This window comes from Faecalibacterium sp. 7 (genome assembly GCF_049562865.1).
Taxonomy (GTDB): Bacteria; Bacillota; Clostridia; order Oscillospirales; family Ruminococcaceae; genus Faecalibacterium; species Faecalibacterium wellingii.
Genome location: NZ_CP186911.1, coordinates 2,333,664 through 2,352,503 on the forward strand (window position 1 = coordinate 2,333,664; position 18,840 = coordinate 2,352,503).

Genomic DNA, 18,840 nt, shown 5'->3' on the forward strand with positions numbered 1-18,840 from the left:
AATGGCAATCCGTAACATTGTAAAAGAGGGCGACCCCATCCTGAATAAGGTCTGCCGCCCGGTGACTACCTTTGACGACCGTCTGGCTACCCTGCTGGATGACATGCACGAGACCATGATCGCCGCCGACGGCGTGGGTCTGGCCGGCCCGCAGGTGGGCATGCTGCGCCGCCTGTTCGTGGTGTGGGACACCACCGATGCCCCGGAGGAGATCCCGGAGGATTACGAGTACAAGTTTATCGACTTTGTGAACCCGGAGATCCTGGCCGTATCCGAGGAAGAGGAGACCGCCTATGAGGGCTGTCTGTCCTTCCCGGGCCATAACGGCGCCGTGACCCGCCCTGTTGCTGTCAAAGTGCGCGCACAGGACCGCCACGGTGAGTGGTTTGAGCTGGAAGCCGGGGATCTGCTGGGCCGCTGCATCCAGCATGAGAACGACCATCTGGACGGCATCACCATCATGCAGTCCAGCGAGTATTTCTATGAGGATACCGAAGAGGGCAAAAAAGCTGCCCGCGAAGCGAAAGGAAACAACTGATGCGCATTCTGTTCATGGGCACGCCGGATATTGCCGCTGAGTGCCTGAAAGCCCTGTATGCTGCCGGGCATGATATCTGTGCAGTGTATACCCGTCGGGATAAGCCGGTTGGCCGCAAGCAGGTGCTGACCGCACCGCCGGTGAAGGAAGTGGCGCTTGCCCACGGCACGCCGGTGTTCCAGCCCCGTACCCTGCGGGACGGCAGCGAAGATGAAAATATCCGCGCACTGGCCCCGGAGCTGATCGTGGTGGTGGCTTATGGCTGCATCCTGCCGAAGTCGGTGCTGGAAACGCCGAAATATGGCTGCATCAACCTGCACGTCTCCCTGTTGCCCAAGTATCGCGGCAGCGCTCCGGTGCAGTGGGCCGTGCTGAACGGCGACGCCGAGACCGGCGTTTCCATCATGCAGATGGACGAGGGGCTGGATACCGGCGATGTGCTCTGCTGTGAGAAGACCGCCATTGATCCGGAGGAGACCAGCGGCGAGCTGTTTGACCGCGTGACCGCCGTGGGTGCCCGGGTACTGTGCGAGGTGGTGCCCGCCATCGCTGCCGGCACGCTGATTGCACAGCCGCAGGACCATGCAAACGCCTGCCTTGCTCCCATGCTCAATAAAGAGATGGCGGAGTTCCGCCTTACCGAATCTGCCGCCCACATCCACAACTGGGTGCGCGGCATGAACCCGTGGCCCGGTGCATGGTTCATCACCTCCGGCGGCAAGAAGCTCAAGGTGATGGAGTGCCGTGCGGTGGAAGCTTCCGGCAAAGCGCCCGGCACGGTGCTGGCGACAAAGCCGCTGACCGTGGCCTGCGGTGAGGGGGCCGTCCAGTTGCTGCAGGTGGTGCCGGAGGGCAAAAAGCCCATGGACGGCACCGCGTTTGCTGCCGGTCAGCGCCTCAAGGCGGGGGATATCCTCTGATGGCGGCAAATCCGCGCGCGGCAGCTGTGGCGGCGCTGGTGCGGCAGGAACAGGCCGGTTTTTCCAACCTTGTTCTGGATGCCGAGCTTAAACGCCAGCAACTGGAAGACCGCGATAAAGCTTTTGCCAGTGCCATTTTCTATACCGTGCTGGAACATCAGGGCACGCTGGATCACATCCTGTGCCAGTTCCTGCCCAAGGGCCTTGCAAAGCTGGATGCACCGGTGCGCGAGATCCTGCGTGCCGCGCTGGCACAGGCCCGCTATATGCAGGTGCCGGTATCCGCAGCGGTGAACGAAGCGGTCAAGCTGACCCGCACCTTCAAAAAATCCAGCGCATCCGGTCTGGTCAACGCGGTGCTGCGCAAGGCATGCAGCTACGACCTGAGCACCGCAAACTTCAAAAACGAAGTGGAGCGGCTCATGGTGCTGGGCTCTGCCGGGCGGGATGTGGCGGAATTTCTGCACAAGAACTACCCGGATGAAGCACTGGATATCCTCACCTACAAAGCCGATGGCGGCATGACCAGCCTGCGTGCAAACCCGCTGAAGACAAGCGCAGAAGAACTCTGCACAAAGCTGCTGACTTCCCGAGCAAAGGAAGCAAAGCCCGGCGTTGTGCCCGGCAGTGTGCTGGCCCGCTTCGAGGGCAGCCCGGCGGAAAATGAGCTGTTCCGGCAGGGGTACTTCCATGTGGAAGGGCAGGCCAGCCAGCTGGCGGCGCTCTGCGTGGACGCACAGCCCGGAGAAACAGTCATCGACCTGTGCGCCGCGCCCGGCGGCAAGACCGTCCTGCTGGCCGAACAGATGCAGAATACCGGCAGGCTTTACAGCTGCGATGCCGCCGAGAACCGCGTGGGCCTGATCCGCACGGCAGTGCAGCGCATGGGACTGACCAATGTGGAAGCCCTGTGCAACGATGCCACAAAGGTGAACCCGGCCCTGCCGCAGGCCGACCGCATTTTAGCGGATGTGCCCTGCAGCGGCCTTGGCATTCTGGCAAAAAAGCCGGATCTGCGCTATAAAAAGCTGGATCCGGCCCGCGAAGCTGAATTATTGGCCACGCAGTCGGCCATCCTCGATACGGCGGCACAGCTGCTCAAACCGGGCGGCAGGCTGGTGTACTCCACCTGCACCATCGACCCGGCAGAGAACCAGCAGCAGATCGCGGCATTTCTGGTCCGTCACCCGGAGTTTACGGTGGTAAAGCCCGCCGTGGCGCTGCCCGCCGGGATGACGGCAGGGGAACACGGCGCGCTTTCGGTGCCCACCCGTACCGGCATGGATGGATTTTTCCTGTGTGCCATGCAGAAAAACGGGTGAGAGCTGCAATGAAACAGGCAGCTTATTCGTAAAAACCAATAGGAGAACACAATGGAACAAAAATGCTGTATCTCTTCCCTGACGCTGGCAGAGCTGACCGCTGAACTGAAAGCGATGGGCCAGCCGGGCTTCCGGGCAAAGCAGATCTTCCACTGGGTGCACCAGAAGCTGGTCACCGAGTTTTCTGCTATGACCGACCAGCCCAAGACCCTGCTGGCAAAGCTGGAAGAAAGCTTCTATATCGCAGCACCCCAGATCGAGCGCCGGCAGGAAGCAAAGGACGGCACCGTAAAATATCTGCTGCGCATGGCAGACGGCAACTGCATCGAGACCGTTGTCATGCGCTACCACTACGGCAATACCGTGTGTGTGTCCACTCAGGTGGGCTGCCGCATGGGCTGCCGCTTCTGTGCCTCTACGCAGGCAGGCCGGGTGCGCAATCTGGAAGCCGGCGAGATCTGCTCCGAAATTTATACCGCACAGAAGGATATTGGCGAGCGCATTTCCCACATCGTGCTCATGGGCATCGGGGAACCGCTGGACAACTTTGACGAAGTGATGAAATTTCTGGAAAATATCACTTCGCCCGAGGGCGTCAACATCGGGATGCGAAACATCAGTCTTTCCACCTGCGGCCTTGTGCCAAAGATCGATCTGCTGGCCGAGAAAAAATTGCAGCTCACCCTTTCGGTGTCCCTGCACGCGCCCAACAACGAGATCCGCAGCGGCATGATGCCGGTGAACGACGCCTACCCCGTGGAAGTGCTGATGCAGGCCGTGCGCCGCTATCAGGATACCACCGGACGCCGGGTGAGCTTTGAGTATTCCATGGTGCGCGGCGTCAACGATTCGGATGCCTGTGCAAAGCAGCTGGCAAACCTCATCCGGGGCATGGGGGCTCATGTGAACCTGATCCCCATCAACCCTGTGGACGGCAGTCCGTATTCGGCTACCGATGCCGCCAATGTGCGCCGCTTTCAGCAGAAGCTGGAGAGCCTTGGCGTCAATGCTACGGTGCGCCGGCGTCTTGGCAGCGAGATCAGCGCCGCCTGCGGCCAGCTGCGCCGGGACGAAATGAACGGGAAAGCGTAAAATAGAGGGAGTATCCTATGAAACTTGCAGGAAAAACGGATGTCGGCCGGGTCCGGCAGGATAATCAGGACGATTATCGCGCAGGAGAGCTGCCCGGCGATGCCGCATGGCTGCTGGTGTGTGACGGCATGGGCGGTGCACGCGGCGGCAGGGAAGCCAGTCAGAGCGCATGTGATGTCATTGAGCGCTGCTTTCAGGAGCAGTATGCTTCCAAGTGCCTGCCCGGCGAGGAAGAGACCTTCCTGAAAAAAACACTGCTCAGCGCCAACCGCTTTGTGTTCCAGAAGGCTCTGCGGGAGGAAGCACTGGCAGGCATGGGCACTACGGCGGTATGCGCACTGGTGCGCTCCGGCAGGGTGTATCTGTGCCATGCAGGTGACTCGCGGGCGTACCTGTACCGGGATGGGCAGCTTGCCCAGCTCACCCACGACCACTCCTACGTGCAGGAGCTGGTGGACTGCGGCACCATTACCGTGGAGGAGGCCGAGCATCACCCCCAGAAGAACATCATCACCCGTGCTCTGGGTGTGGACTACCGGCTGGAACCGGAGTTTGCCACCGCACAGCTGCACAGCGGAGATATCCTGCTGCTGTGCTCGGACGGCCTGACCAATGCGGTGCCCAAAGAACAGCTGGAACAGCTGCTGCGCACGGGAAAGTTCTATGATCTGCCGGATCTGCTGATCCGCACTGCCAACGAAAACGGCGGCCCGGATAACATCACCGCGCTGCTTCTGTGTGTGGAGGAGGTGCGCTGATGGACAACCTGATCGGCAAAAAGCTGGATGGTCTGTATGAGGTGAAGGAGCTGATCGGCTCCGGCGGCATGGCGAACGTCTACAAGGCGGTCATGCTTGGCCAGAACGGCCCTGTTCCCGCCGGGACAGTGGTGGCGGTCAAGGTGCTGCGGCAGGAGTATATGCATGACCCGGATCTTGTGCGCCGCTTTAAAAATGAATCCAAGGCCATCTCGCTGCTGAATCACCCGAACATCGTCAAGGTATATGATGTTTCGGTGAACGATGATCTGCAGTATATCGTGATGGAATATGTGGACGGCATGACCCTGCGCGAGTACCTCAACCAGCGCGGCGGCAGGCTGACCAACCGGGAGACTGTGCATTTCATCTCTCAGATCTTAAAAGCGCTGGAACACGCCCATGCCAACGGTGTGGTGCACCGGGACATCAAACCCCAGAACATCATGCTTCTGGACAATGGTCAGCTGCGCATGATGGATTTTGGCATCGCACGCATTTCCCGAGCCGAGAATCAGCTGCTCAGCGGCAAGGCCATGGGCAGCGTGCATTATATCAGCCCAGAGCAGGCCAAGGGCGATGAGACTGACTGCACCAGCGATATCTACTCGGTGGGCGTGATGATGTACGAGATGCTCAGCGGTCATCTGCCCTTTGACGCAGACGACATGGTGGAAGTCGCCATCAAGCAGATCTCGGATAAGCCGAAGTCTCTGCACGAGATCGCGCCGGAGGTACCGAACGCGCTGGTGGAGATCACCGAAAAAGCCATGGCAAAGCTGCCGCAGAACCGCTATGCTTCTGCCCGCGAGATGCTGGATGCACTGGACGCCTACGTGCAGAATCCCTCCGTGATGTTCGAGTACAAATATATTACAGAAGATGCACCCGAAAAGGTGGTGAAACGTACCATGAGCCAGAACCGCACAAATCGACCTGCCGAAAAACCTGCGCCCCGCAGCAAAAAGACGGCATCCCGCAAAAAGAAACGCCGTACCATTTATCTTCCGGCGCTGCTGGGCATCACCATTGCATTTGCCCTTGCCTGCCTTGCACTGTGCTGGATGATCCTGAACGATTCCTCCAACCTGATGAACAACAAAGCAGATATCACGCTGGGCGATTATATCGGCATGACGCAGGACGAGGCTGCCGCCACCGAGCAGGTGGTCTCCGGCCAGATCAGTGTTACCTGGGAGCAGGAGTACAACAGCGACTATGCGGCGGGCTATATCTATAAGCAGTCGCCGGTCTCTGGCCGCACGGTGCGTGAGGGCCAGAATGTGACCCTTACCGTCAGTCTGGGCACCCAGTATGTCACGGTGCCCGATCTGACCAACTATGTGCAGGCAGATGCAGAGCAGCAGCTTAAAGATCTGGGAGTCTCGGTGCTGGTGACGCAGGCTGTGGATACCACAGTGGCATCCGGTGCGGTCATCCGCACCGACCCGGCAGCAGGCAGTCAGGTGGCAGCGGGCAGCACGGTAGTGGTCTATATCAGCCGCCCGCAGGTGGCCACCACCACTAAGGTGCCCTCGCTCATTGGCATGAGCGCCGGGGATGCCCGCACCCTGCTGGTGCAGAATCATCTGGGTCTGGGCAGCCAGTCTGAGCAGTACAGCGACCAGCCGGTGGGCACCGTCATCAGTCAGGACCCGGCGGCAGGCGCTACCGCAAAGCTGAATGGCCGGGTGAACATCGTGGTCAGTGCCGGGCCGGAGCCTGCACCGGAACCGGAAGCACCCAGCGACAGCACGACAGGCGGCGACTGGTGGAGCGGCCTGTTCGGCGGTGGTTCGTCCTCCTCTTCCTCCAGCACAACAGCGAGTGGTGAGCAGGGCACAGCGGGCAGCGGGGAGCCTTCCCAGACTCCGCTGACCGACTGGTGGTCCTCGCTGCTGAGCTGACGGAGGCGCACATGAAAGGATATATCACAAAGGGCATCGGCGGCTTTTACTACGTAAAAACGCCGGAAGGCATTGTGGAGTGCAAGCCCCGCGGCATCTTCCGCAAACAGAAGATCACGCCGGTTGCAGGCGACGAAGTGACGCTGGAAACCGAGAACGGTGTTTCGGTCATTGCGGAGATCGCACCGCGAAAGAACGTTTTTGTGCGCCCCCCGATGGCAAACCTCGATCTGCTGTTTCTGGTGGCAAGCACCACCCAGCCCACCCCCAGCACGCTGGTGCTGGATAAGCTTTCTGCCATTGCGGTGGACAAGGGCGTGCAGCCGGTGATCGTGTGCACCAAGGGCGATCTGGCAGAGGCAGAGTTCCTGCGCTCTGCCTACGAAAGATCCACCCTGCCGTTCATCCGCATCGACTATGAGACCGGTGCAGGACTGGACGAGGTGAAGCAGTGGATCAATGGCCGGCTGTGCGCCTTCTGCGGCAACTCCGGCGTGGGAAAGTCCACCCTGCTGAACCATCTGCTGCCGGAAGCCGAGCGGGAGACCAGCGCCATCAGCCAGAAGCTGGGCCGCGGCCGCCACACCACCCGTGAGGTGACCATCTTTGAAGCCTTTGGCGGGCGCATTGCGGATACGCCGGGTTTTGCCAGTCTGGAAGCGAACCGCGCCGGGTTCATCCCCAAGGAAAATCTGGAGCATGCGTTCCCGGAGTTCGGGCCTTATCTGGGACAGTGTCAGTTCACCGGCTGCTCCCACCGCAGCGAAAAAGGCTGCGCCGTGCGCGCGGCACTGGCAGAGGGCAGTCTCTCTCAGACCCGGTACGACAGCTACTGCGCCATGTACGAGGAAGTCAAGGACGTAAAGGATTGGCAGCGCCCGAAAGTATAAAGGATAAGGAAGAGATTCATGTCACGCTGTGTGATCATTTCGGCCTGCCCGGTCACGCCGGAGCTGGCAAAGGCCCTGCGGCCGGACGATTTTATCATTGCCTGCGATGCAGGCTATCGCAACTGTGTCCCGCTGGGCTGTAAGCCCGATATCATCCTGGGCGATTTTGACACCGCCCCCTGCCCGGAAAAGCAGGATGACGACATCATCGTTCTGCCCCACGTCAAGGATGATACCGACACTGAGTATGCCGCAAAGCTGGCCTCAGAAAAAGGTTTTGATGAGGTGCTGCTGCTGGGCGGCCTTGGTGGCAGACGGGTAGAGCATACGCTTGCAAACCTGTGCACAGGCCTTGGGCTGGAGCGGCGCGGCGTGCGCACCACGCTGCTGGACGAGCGCAGCCGCATCACCTACGTGATGCCCGGCGAGACCCGCCGCTACCCGAAGGAGAATTATTTCTTTTTCTCGGCCTTTCCGATGGAGGGCAGGGCAGAGGGCGTGTGCGAACACGGCTCTTATTATGAGTTGGATAACGCAGAGCTGACCGCCGCGTATCCGCTGGGTGTCAGCAACGAGTACGCCGAAGGTTCGGACTGCATCACCATCAGCACCCGTAGCGGTGCGCTGGTGGCGGTGGAGACCATCCCGGACTGATGCCTGCTGCTTCTGCCGGAACATTTTGTCTGCCGCCCGCATAGGATGGAGCAGAAAACGGAAAGGCAGGGGAGAGCATATGCAGGTAATTGTGATCCAGAGCCCCAAGGCCTTGCGCGGGATCCTGCGCAGGCTGTTCGGCATCAAAAAGGAAAACTGAAAGATCCCCTCTCTGTTCTGGACGTACCGTCAGAGAGGGGATCTTGTTGTTGGTGCTTTTTCTGCTCCCGCAAAATCAGGCAGTATTGGGCAGTATCTGGCAGTATTTGACCAGTGCCAAACGAAAAACCCGCGAAGTTACGAATTTTCAACGCAACTTCGCGGGTATTCTTTGGTGCGAGTAGTGATACAGGACTTTTCAAAAACCATCGTAGTACAATTTGTTTTTGAGGTCGTCGGATAGCAATTTGCTTGTATCGCACCCCGATGGGCAGCTGTGTTTGAAATACAGTTGCCTTTTATATACCATACAACCTAAAAATTATCAAGTACGCGCAGCGTTCACTTCTCCCATCACCGGGAGCAAATGAACGCTGCTTTTTTTATTTACAACGAAAGGAGGCATCCGTGAAATGGCAGTTTTTCGGGTAGAAAAGAACAGCGGCTACACGGTCATGTCAAACCACCACCTGCGGAACCGGGCCCTGTCCCTGAAAGCCAAAGGCTTACTCTCCCAAATGCTCTCCCTGCCGGAAGATTGGGACTACACCCTGCAAGGACTGGCCCGTATCAACCGGGAAAGCATAGACGCGATACGGCAGGCCATCCGGGAACTGGAACAGGCGGGCTACATCCAGCGTTCCAGAGAACGGGATGAGAAAGGGCGGCTGCGCGGCGCAGACTATGTAATCTTTGAGCTGCCGCAGCCCATTCCTGCATCGGTTTCACCTACATTGGAAAATCCAACGTTGGAGAATCCCACGCAGGAAAACCCTACGTTGGAAAATCCAATGCAATTAAATAAAGATAAACTAATTACAGAAAAACAAAAGAAAGAGGGATTAAATACCGATTCCATTCCTATCCATTCCCCAAACCCCTTGCCTTTGGACGAGGACGAGGCAGCGGCACCGCCGCCGGAACGGACTGGAAGCCGAAAGGAAACGGCCTATCAAATCTACCGGGACCTGATTTTGGAGAACATCGAGTATGACACCCTCATCCAGAATCCCCGGATAGACCGGGAACAACTGGACGAGATCGTGGACATCCTGCTGGAAACTGTCTGTACCAGCCGCAAGTCCATCCGGGTTGCCGGGGACGATTATCCGGCAGAGCTGGTCAAGGCGAAATTCTTGAAGCTGGACAGCCATCACATCGAGTTCGTCATGGACTGCCTGCGGGATAACACCACCAAAGTCCGTAACATCAAGCAATACCTGCGGGCCATGCTGTTCAACGCCCCCAGCACCATCAACAGCTACTATGCGTCCCTTGTGGCGCACGACATGGCACAGCCCGATTGGGGCCGCCCGCCCAACAACTGACCGAAAGGAGTGTCCACCCATGAGAACCCTTTACCTGCGGCGGCTGGTGGTTCCACCCTAGCTGCCGCTCTGAATTTTCTGCAACAAGGAGGGATTCATATTGCAGGAAGAAGTCACCCAGAAAACTATTGCCCTGTCCATGAAAACGGGCAAGCTCACCGCCCAAGCGCTGCAAGCCGCCCTGAAAAAATATTTGCAGCACCGGGCCAAGGGGCCAAAGCTGCACCACGGCAAGCAAAGCCTGAAACAGCTGAAAGCCCACGGCGCGGCCCTGACCAACATTGAAGTCACGGAAGCGAACATCAGGGCGTTTAAGCCCTGCGCCAAGAAGTACGGCGTGGACTTCACCTTACGCAAGGACAAGACCACCCAGCCGCCCCACTACATCGTGATCTTCAAGGCCAAGGATGCGGACAATTTGGAACAGGCGTTCCGGGAGTTCACGGCCAAAACGCTCACCAAGGAGCAGCGGCCCTCTATCCGCAAGGTGCTGGCAGCAGCCAAGCAGAAAGCCGCCCAGCAGCCGAAACGTGCGAAGGAAAAAATCAAGCAAAGGGGGCTGGAACGATGAAGCCTGAACTGAAAAAGCTGCTGTTGCTGAATCTGCCGTATCTGCTGTTCGTGTACCTGTTTGCCAAATGCGGGCAGGCGTACCGTCTTGCGGCGGGCGCAGATACTTCGGCAAAGCTGCTCCACCTGACGGGCGGCATCTCTGTCGCCTTTGCAAGCCCGCTGCCCAGCCTGCATCTGTTTGACCTCTGTGTTGGCGTTGTTGGTGCGGTGGCTGTCCGGCTCATCGTGTACAGCAAGGGCAAGAACGCCAAGAAGTACCGCAAGGGCGAGGAATACGGTTCTGCCCGGTGGGGCACCGCCAAAGACATTGCCCCGTACATCGACCCCAAGTTTGAAAACAACATCCTACTGACCCAGACCGAACGCCTGACCATGACCGGGCGGCCCAAGGACCCCAAGACGGCCCGGAACAAGAATGTGCTGGTGATCGGCGGCTCCGGCAGCGGCAAGACCCGGTTTTACGTCAAGCCCAACCTCATGCAATGCTTTCCCACGTCTGATTATCCCACCTCATTCGTGGTCACAGACCCGAAAGGCACACTGGTTCTGGAAACAGGCCAAATGTTCCAGCGGGCAGGCTACCGGGTGAAAATCCTGAACACGATAAACTTTTCCAAGTCCATGAAGTACAACCCGTTTGTTTACATCCACTCGGAAAAGGATGTGCTGAAGCTGGTGAATACCCTTATCGCCAACACCAAGGGCGAGGGTGAAAAATCGGCGGAAGATTTTTGGGTGAAGTCGGAACGGCTGCTCTACACCGCACTCATTGGCTACATCTGGTACGAGGCCCCGGCAGAAGAAATGAACTTCACCACCCTGCTGGAAATGATAAACGCCAGTGAAGCCCGTGAAGATGACCCGGACTTTCAAAGCCCGGTGGACCTCATGTTTGAGCGGCTGGAACAGAAAGACCCGGACCACTTCGCCGTCCGACAGTACAAAAAGTTTTTGCTGTCGGCGGGCAAGACCCGTTCTTCCATCCTGATAAGCTGTGGTGCCCGTTTAGCCCCATTTGACATCCGGGAGGTGCGGGAGCTGATGGAGAACGATGAAATGGAGCTGGACACCATCGGGGATGAAAAGACCGTGCTGTTTTTGATTATGAGCGACACGGACACCACCTTCAACTTCATTCTTGCCATGCTTCAAAGCCAGCTTATCAACCTGCTGTGTGACCGTGCAGATGATAAATACGGCGGTCGGCTGCCTGTCCATGTGCGGCTGATTCTGGACGAGTTCGCCAACATCGGGCAGATTCCCAACTTCGACAAGCTGATTGCCACCATCCGCAGCCGGGAAATCTCGGCATCCATCATTTTGCAGAGCCAGTCGCAGCTGAAAGCCATCTACAAAGATGCGGCCGAAATCATTTCAGACAACTGCGATTCTGTTCTCTTTTTGAGTGGGCGGGGCAAGAATGCCAAAGAGATCTCCGATGCGCTGGGGAAAGAAACCATCGACAGTTTCAACACCAGCGAGAACCGGGGTTCTCAAACCTCCCACGGACTGAACTATCAAAAATTAGGAAAGGCGTTGATGTCAGAGGACGAAATTGCAATCATGGACGGCGGCAAATGTATTTTGCAGCTGCGGGGTGTGAGGCCGTTCTTCTCGGAAAAGTTCGACATTACCAAACACCCGCACTACAAGTACCTTGCAGACGCGGACAAGAAAAACACCTTTGATGTGGACAGGTTCTTATCCACCCTGCGCCGGAAGCGGCAGCAGGTGGTCGCACAGGACGAAAGTTTTGACCTGTACGAAATTGACCTGTCGGATGAAAATGCAGCCGCCGAATAAGGCGGTATTTTTTGAAAAAACAATTTTGAGTGCCGCAGAACAAGCGGCAGAAAGTGAGGACCTTATGGAATTTTTCAACAGCGCAGTCGATACTTTGCAGACGATTGTTGTCGGTCTGGGCGGTGCCCTGTGTGTCTGGGGTGGCATCAACCTGTTGGAGGGCTATGGACAGGATAACCCCGGCAGCAAGAGCCAGGGCGTGAAGCAGCTGGTCGCGGGCGGCGGCGTTGCCCTGATCGGCGTGACCCTTGTCCCGCTGCTGTCCGGGCTGCTGGGCTAAGCCCTGCATCGCTGCCCACAATTTTCCGAACAACTAACACTTAAAATCCTACTCCGCGCTCTCCCTCTCACATGGGAGGGCGCGGGAAAGGAGGTATCTTTGCTTGATTAGTGAGATCATCGAGAAATGGATAAAAGGCATTTTGATAGATGGCATCACGGGCAACCTCTCCGGCCTGTTCGATAACGTGAACGCCAAGGTGGGCGAAATCGCTTCGGATGTCGGCTCTACCCCGCAGGCGTGGAACAGCGGCATCTTCAATATGCTGCGCAGTCTTTCCGAAACGGTGGTGCTGCCCATTGCAGCGGCTATCCTTGCCCTTGTGATGTGCCATGAGCTTATCCAGATGATTACCGAAAAGAACAATATGCACGACTTCGACACCTCCATGTTCTTCCGCTGGATTTTCAAGTCTGCATTTGCCATCCTCATTGTCAGCAATACATGGAATATCGTCATGGGCGTGTTCGATGCCACCCAGAGCGTTGTCAACCAAAGTTCCGGCGTTATCATCGGTGAAACATCCATCCACTTTGACCGCCTGATACCCGGACTGGAATTTCAGCTGGAAAGCATGACCATTGGCAGTCTGCTCAGCCTGTGGTTCCAGACCCTTGTGGTGGGCCTGACCATGAACATCCTGTCTATCTGTATTTTCCTTGTGACCTACGGCCGCATGATCGAGATTTATGTTGTGACCGCACTGGGGCCTATCCCGCTGGCGACCATGGGCAGCAGCGAGTGGCGCAGCACCGGGCAGAACTACTTGAAGTCTTTGCTGGCACTGGGTTTCCAAGCGTTCCTGATTATGATTGTCGTGGGCATTTACGCGGTGCTGATACGCAACATTTCGGGCGCTGCGGACATTGCCGGGGCTATCTGGGGCTGCATGGGCTACACCGTGCTACTCTGTTTCTGTCTGTTCAAGACCGGCAGCATCAGCAAATCCGTGTTTGGTGCCCATTGAGAAAGGAGCGTTTGAATGGCGTATGTGACCGTTCCCAAAGATTTGACCCATGTAAAATCCAAAGTCTTATTCGGGCTGACCAAGCGGCAGCTGGTCTGCTTCGGCGGTGCGCTTTTAACGGGCGGACCGCTTTATTTTTTGGCCCGAAACTATCTTTCCAACAGTGCAGCGGCCCTGCTGATGATTTTTGCCATGCTGCCGGGGCTGCTGTTCGCTCTGTTCGAGCGGCACGGCCAGCCCCTTGAAGTGGTGATTCAGCAAATGATTCAGTGCTGCTTTATCCGCCCCAAGGAAAGGCCGTATCAGACCAACAACGCTTACGCCGCCCTTGCGCGGCAATACAAAATGGAACAGGAGGTAAAGGCCATTGTCCAGAAAAGCGACACCCCGCGAAACCGAAAAGCCCAAAAAGCTCACCCGCACCCAGAAAAAAGAAATTGATGCCGTTCTCCGCAAGTACAAGGGTGACGGCAAGCCCCGCACGGCACAGGCCACCATCCCATATGAGGCCATCTACCCGGACGGTGTGTGCCGCATTGACCGACGCACATTCTCCAAGTGCATTGCCTTTGAGGACATCAGTTATCAGCTGGCCCAGCCGGAAACAAGAACCGCCATCTTTGAACACCTGTGCGACCTCTACAACTATGTGGATGCCTCCATCCATGTGCAGCTTTCGTTTTTGAATCGCAAGGTTGACCCAGTGCAGTACGCAAAAAGTTTTGAGATCACACCGCGGGGAGACGATTTTGACGACATCCGCGCCGAGTACACCGCCATCCTGCAAAAGCAGCTTGCCAGCGGAAATAACGGCATTGTCAAAACCAAGTACCTGACGTTCACCATCGAGGCCGACAACCTGAAAACTGCGCGGGCTCGGCTGACCCGCATTGGCCTTGATCTGCTGGGCTACTTTAAGACCATGGGCTGCGTGGCACACGTCATGGACGGGCAGGAGCGTTTGGAGGTTCTGCATGGCATCTTCCACCCGGACGGCGAACCGTTCCGCTTTGAATGGGACTGGCTGGCACCCTCCGGCCTGTCCACCAAAGATTTTGTGGCTCCGTCCTCCCTCTGTTTCGGTACGGCTAAAACCTTTGGTTTGGGCGGCAAGTATGGAGCTGTGAGCTTTTTACAAATCCTTGCGCCGGAACTTTCGGACGAAATGCTGGCCGACTTCCTCAAAACGGAAAGCGGCATTCTCGTCAATCTCCATGTGCAGGCCATCGACCAGACCGAGGCCATCAAAACCATCAAGCGAAAAATCACAGACCTTGACGCCATGAAGATTCAGGAACAGAAAAAGGCTGTCCGTTCCGGGTACGACATGGATATCCTCCCCAGCGACCTTGCCACCTACGGCGAGGATGCCAAAAAGCTGCTGAACAAACTGCAAACAAGAAATGAGCGATTGTTCATGCTGACTTTTTTAGTGCTGAACGTGGCCGACACCAAGCAAAAGCTGGGCAACGATGTGTTCCAAGCGGCGGGTGTGGCGCAGAAGTACAACTGCTCCCTTGTCCGGCTGGACTACCAGCAGGAGCAGGGCCTTGTGTCCAGCCTTCCGCTGGGCATCAACCAGATAAAGATTCAGCGCAGCCTTACCACCTCCAACGTGGCGGTGTTCGTGCCCTTTGTAACGCAGGAGCTTTTCCAGAGCGGCGCGGCCATGTACTACGGCATCAACGCAAAATCCCATAACATGATCATGCTGGACCGCAAGCAGGCCCGGTGTCCCAACGGCCTAAAGCTGGGCACGCCCGGCAGCGGAAAATCCATGAGCTGCAAGTCTGAAATCGTCAGTGTGTTTTTAACGACCGCTGACGATATTTTTATTTCAGACCCAGAGGCCGAGTATTACCCGCTGGTCAAGCGGCTGCATGGACAGGTCATTAAACTTTCGCCCACCAGCAAGGACTATGTCAATCCGCTGGACATCAACCTGAACTACTCCGAAGATGACAGCCCTTTGGCCCTAAAATCGGATTTTGTGCTGTCGTTCTGTGAACTGGTCATGGGCGGCAAAACAGGTCTGGAAGCGATTGAGCGCACCGTGATAGACCGTGCCGTGAAAGCTATCTACCGCCCCTATCTGGCAAACCCCTGCCCGGAGAATATGCCGATTTTGTCTGACCTCCACCAAGCCCTGCTCGACCAGCACTTGCCGGAAGCGGACCGAGTAGCGCAGGCATTGGACTTGTATGTGTCCGGCTCGCTGAATGTGTTCAACCACAAAACGAATGTGGACATCCACAACCGGCTTGTGGCCTTTGACATCAAAGAACTGGGCAAACAGTTAAAGAAATTGGGGATGCTCATTATCCAAGACCAGATATGGGGCCGCGTTACCCAGAACCGCAGCCAAGGCCGGGCCACATGGTATTTTGCAGACGAGTTCCACTTGCTCTTGAAAGAGGAACAGACCGCTGCGTACAGTGCCGAGATTTGGAAACGCTTCCGCAAATGGGGCGGCGTGCCCACGGGCGCCACCCAGAATGTGAAGGACCTTCTTTCTTCCCCGGAGATTGAGAACATTCTGGAAAACAGCGACTTCATCACGCTGCTGAATCAGGCATCCGGCGACCGCAAAATCCTTTCGGAACGGCTGAACCTCTCCGCAGACCAGCAGAAGTACATCGACAATTCGGAACCGGGCGAAGGACTGCTGATTTTTGAAAACGTGGTGCTTCCGTTTTCCAACCCCATCCCGAAAAACACACAGCTCTATAAGATCATGACCACCCGGCTCAGCGAGGTGGTGGAGCTATGAGCTTAACACATTTCAGCTTGTTTTCCGGCATCGGCGGCATCGACCTTGCCGCGGAAGCAGCGGGGTTTACCTCTGTCTGTCAATGCGAGTGGGCGGCATTTCCCGCCGCTGTGCTGGCAAGCCACTGGCCGGAAGTGCCCCGTTTTCAGGACATCACCACTGTAACAAAGGAGGCTTTCTTTGAAAAAACAGGACTTCGCACCGTCACCCTCATTTCAGGTGGCTTCCCGTGCCAGCCGTTCTCCACCGCAGGGCGGCAGCGCGGCTTCCACGATGAACGCTACCTGTGGCCCGAAATGCTGCGGGTCATCCGGGAATTGCAGCCCCGTTGGGTGCTTGGAGAAAATGTTGCTGGCTTCCTCCGTATGGGGCTCGACAAAACGCTCATTGACTTGGAGCAGGCAGGTTACGATGTTCGGGTTTTCGTATTACCTGCTGCTGCCGTTGGCGCGTGGCACGAACGGAAACGGGTATTCATCATCGGCTCCGCTGCTTCCCACACCCCTTGCCAGCGACACCGGGGATGTGGGCAAGGGGTTGGACATCCAAATCTCTGCGAACGGCAGCTATCGCAAGATGAACAAGGATGGCAAAGCATGGACGGCGCGGCTCTCTCATGTGGTCTACCGGATGACCCCCACCACGCTGGAAAGGCCCTACCTCAACCCGGACTGGGTAGAGTGGCTGATGGGTTTCCCGCGCAAATGGACGGACATTCCCTTTGGGCCGAAGAACCCGCCGACATCCCGCGCCTGACCGAAGAGGTGCCGAACCGCAGCAAGCGGATGAAAACACTGGGCAATGCAGTTTCGCCGCCGCAGGTGTTCCCGATTCTCAAATACATTGCGGACATTGAAACGGGCCGCTGTCCGATGGGAGGTGAAGAACCTTGAAAGAATTGCAGGCAAAAGCCAAAGTCACCCAGACCATGACCCGTGACGGTCTGGTGGTAGAAAATCAGGCTGACGGCACTGTGGAGAATGTTTCCTGCCGGGAAGCGGAACAGGATTATTCCACGGATGCCGAGGGCAAGGCCGAAAAAATTCTGGAACGGGCCGAGGACATCAAGGACGGGCATAAAAATAAAAAGAAAGCGAAAAAGGCAGCAGAAACAGCGGCCACCGCCAAAAGTGAAGATGGTCTGCACCGTTCCGCTGCCCGTCTGGAACTGACCGAGGACGAACGGGCAGACCCGGCGTTGCAGCCGTACATCCAAAAGGCGGAAGCGAAAGCCGACAAGCTGGATGCGGCCCGCGCTGCTTTGCCGAAAAAACGTGTCCCGGTCAAGGAAAAAATCTACGATGCCGCCAGCGGCAAGGCGAAATCCACCCTGCGTTTTGAGCAGCAGGACAAAGGCCCGCCCAGCCTGAAACCAAACCCGGCCAGCCGCCCGCTATCAGAAGCGTTGCTGTTCGCTCACGGAAAAATCCATGAGGTCGAACACGAAAATGTGGGTGTGGAGGGTGGCCACAAGGGTGAAGAACTGGTGGAGCATCAGACCGCCAAAGCCATCCGCAGCGGCATCCGGCACCACAAGATGAAGCCCTACAAGGCCGTGGAAAAGGCAGAGCGTCAGCTCATGTCTGCCAATGCAGAATACTTTTACCAGAAATCTTTGCGGGACAATCCGCAGATCGCGCAGTCCGCCAGCAATCCCATTTCCCGGATGTGGCAGAAACAGCGTATCAAGCAACAGTACGCCAAAGCTGCACGGCAGGCCGGACAAGCCGCCGCACAGGGTGCAGCCGCCACCGCAGAAAATGGTTTCCGGGTAACAAAGCTGGCAGCCGAAGGCGGCGAACGGGTGGCCGAATTTGCGGCCCGGAACTGGAAAACCATCCTGATCGTGGCGGTGTTCGGTCTGCTGGCTCTGCTCCTGATAACGGGGTTGCAGTCCTGCACCGTGATGGCGGGCACCGCTGGAACCGGCGTGACGGCATCCTCTTACTTTTCCAAGGACAAGGATATGCTGGGTGCAGAGAAAGCCTACGCCAAGCTGGAACAAAAACTACAACGGTATCTCGACACCTACGAGGCCACCCACAACTACGATGAATACCATTTTTATCTGGACGAAATCGAGCATGACCCCTATGTGCTGATCTCGATTTTGTCCGCGCTCCATGATGGCGTTTTTACATTGGCCGAGGTGCAGGGCGAACTTGAAATGCTCTTTGAAAAGCAGTACATCCTGACCGAGACCGTGACCATGCAGATACGTTACCGTACAAAAATGATGGTCATTATTGGCCCGTATGGTGTGCCGCAGGTTATCACCTACCAAGAGCCGTATGAATACTACATCTGTACGGTCAAGCTGAAGAACAAAGATTTGTCCCATCTGCCCGTGGAAGTGCTGACCGAAGAACAGCTCAGTGCCTATTCGCTCTATATGCGCACGCTGGGCAACCGGCCGGATTTGTTCGGGCAGGCACAGTACCCCAATGCGTCCACCATCAAGCAGCCCACCTACTACGATATTCCCCCGGAAGCACTAAAGGATGATAGGTTTGCCGCCATGATGGAGGAAGCCACGAAGTACATCGGCTACCCGTATGTGTGGGGCGGCAGTTCACCCAGCACCAGCTTTGATTGCAGCGGCTACATTTCGTGGGTGCTGAATCACTCCGGCTGGAACGTGGGCCGTCAGACCGCACAGGGCCTTTGCAACTTCTGTACTCCTGTTTCGGCCGCACAGGTCAAACCGGGCGACCTTGTGTTTTTCAAGGGAACCTACGATACCCCCGGCGTGAGCCATTGCGGTATCTATGTAGGCAATTCCATCATGCTGCACTGCGGCGACCCTATCTCTTACACAAACCTCAACTCAAAATATTGGCAAGAACATTTTTACAGCTATGGGCGTTTACCGTGACGCC

17 protein-coding genes are annotated in these 18,840 nt (G+C 57.0%); all 17 read left to right on the forward strand.

What is annotated here, in order from left to right; genetic code table 11:
* Window position 1 precedes the first annotated feature (1 nt).
* The 17 genes from def to ACKXF7_RS11690 all read left to right on the forward strand — a co-directional run bounded on the left by def (window position 2) and on the right by ACKXF7_RS11690 (window position 18,836).
* A complete protein-coding gene (def, locus tag ACKXF7_RS11610) occupies window positions 2-538 on the forward strand; it encodes a peptide deformylase (RefSeq protein WP_423741366.1) in 537 nt (178 codons plus the stop codon).
* Entirely contained in the window at window positions 538-1,458 is a 921-nt protein-coding gene (gene fmt / locus ACKXF7_RS11615) for a methionyl-tRNA formyltransferase (RefSeq protein ID WP_423741367.1), read from the forward strand. Before def ends, fmt begins: the two co-directional genes overlap by 1 nt.
* Complete coding sequence (rsmB, locus tag ACKXF7_RS11620; RefSeq protein ID WP_423741368.1) at window positions 1,458-2,780, forward strand: 16S rRNA (cytosine(967)-C(5))-methyltransferase RsmB; 1,323 nt, start codon at window positions 1,458-1,460, stop codon at window positions 2,778-2,780. The genes fmt and rsmB overlap by 1 nt, the downstream gene beginning before the upstream one ends.
* 51 nt (window positions 2,781-2,831) lie before the next feature.
* Window positions 2,832-3,872: a 23S rRNA (adenine(2503)-C(2))-methyltransferase RlmN gene (gene rlmN, locus ACKXF7_RS11625; protein ID WP_423741369.1), complete on the forward strand. Its 1,041-nt coding sequence runs from the start codon at window positions 2,832-2,834 to the stop codon at window positions 3,870-3,872.
* Between the two features lie 17 nt (window positions 3,873-3,889).
* Entirely contained in the window at window positions 3,890-4,630 is a 741-nt protein-coding gene (locus tag ACKXF7_RS11630; RefSeq protein WP_339395714.1) for a Stp1/IreP family PP2C-type Ser/Thr phosphatase, read from the forward strand.
* Window positions 4,630-6,537: a Stk1 family PASTA domain-containing Ser/Thr kinase gene (gene pknB, locus ACKXF7_RS11635; RefSeq protein WP_423741370.1), complete on the forward strand. Its 1,908-nt coding sequence runs from the start codon at window positions 4,630-4,632 to the stop codon at window positions 6,535-6,537. Before ACKXF7_RS11630 ends, pknB begins: the two co-directional genes overlap by 1 nt.
* 11 nt (window positions 6,538-6,548) lie before the next feature.
* Window positions 6,549-7,427, forward strand: coding sequence for a ribosome small subunit-dependent GTPase A (gene rsgA, locus ACKXF7_RS11640; RefSeq protein ID WP_418266060.1), 879 nt, complete (start codon window positions 6,549-6,551; stop codon window positions 7,425-7,427).
* An 18-nt stretch (window positions 7,428-7,445) separates the two neighbouring features.
* The gene (locus ACKXF7_RS11645) at window positions 7,446-8,081 is read left to right on the forward strand and encodes a thiamine diphosphokinase (protein ID WP_249236687.1); all 636 of its coding nucleotides are present in this window, start codon (window positions 7,446-7,448) and stop codon (window positions 8,079-8,081) included.
* Window positions 8,082-8,653: 572 nt separating this feature from the next.
* On the forward strand, window positions 8,654-9,568 hold the full coding sequence (locus ACKXF7_RS11650) for a DUF6017 domain-containing protein (protein WP_423741371.1): 915 nt from the start codon (window positions 8,654-8,656) through the stop codon (window positions 9,566-9,568).
* 100 nt (window positions 9,569-9,668) lie between these two features.
* Entirely contained in the window at window positions 9,669-10,139 is a 471-nt protein-coding gene (locus tag ACKXF7_RS11655) for a PcfB family protein (protein WP_423741372.1), read from the forward strand.
* Window positions 10,136-11,944, forward strand: a complete 1,809-nt coding sequence (locus tag ACKXF7_RS11660) for a VirD4-like conjugal transfer protein, CD1115 family (RefSeq protein ID WP_423741373.1) — start codon at window positions 10,136-10,138, stop codon at window positions 11,942-11,944. Before ACKXF7_RS11655 ends, ACKXF7_RS11660 begins: the two co-directional genes overlap by 4 nt.
* Window positions 11,945-12,008: 64 nt before the next feature.
* Complete coding sequence (locus ACKXF7_RS11665; protein WP_005922889.1) at window positions 12,009-12,224, forward strand: Maff2 family mobile element protein; 216 nt, start codon at window positions 12,009-12,011, stop codon at window positions 12,222-12,224.
* 103 nt (window positions 12,225-12,327) lie between these two features.
* Complete coding sequence (locus ACKXF7_RS11670; RefSeq protein WP_005927770.1) at window positions 12,328-13,191, forward strand: VirB6/TrbL-like conjugal transfer protein, CD1112 family; 864 nt, start codon at window positions 12,328-12,330, stop codon at window positions 13,189-13,191.
* 15 nt (window positions 13,192-13,206) lie between these two features.
* A complete protein-coding gene (locus ACKXF7_RS11675; protein WP_423741374.1) occupies window positions 13,207-13,632 on the forward strand; it encodes a PrgI family protein in 426 nt (141 codons plus the stop codon).
* Window positions 13,559-15,961, forward strand: a complete 2,403-nt coding sequence (locus ACKXF7_RS11680; RefSeq protein WP_423741375.1) for a VirB4-like conjugal transfer ATPase, CD1110 family — start codon at window positions 13,559-13,561, stop codon at window positions 15,959-15,961. The genes ACKXF7_RS11675 and ACKXF7_RS11680 overlap by 74 nt, the downstream gene beginning before the upstream one ends.
* Entirely contained in the window at window positions 15,958-16,854 is an 897-nt protein-coding gene (locus ACKXF7_RS11685) for a DNA cytosine methyltransferase (RefSeq protein ID WP_008982750.1), read from the forward strand. Before ACKXF7_RS11680 ends, ACKXF7_RS11685 begins: the two co-directional genes overlap by 4 nt.
* Window positions 16,851-18,836, forward strand: a complete 1,986-nt coding sequence (locus ACKXF7_RS11690) for a C40 family peptidase (RefSeq protein ID WP_423741376.1) — start codon at window positions 16,851-16,853, stop codon at window positions 18,834-18,836. Before ACKXF7_RS11685 ends, ACKXF7_RS11690 begins: the two co-directional genes overlap by 4 nt.
* The last annotated feature ends 4 nt before the right edge of the window (window positions 18,837-18,840 follow it).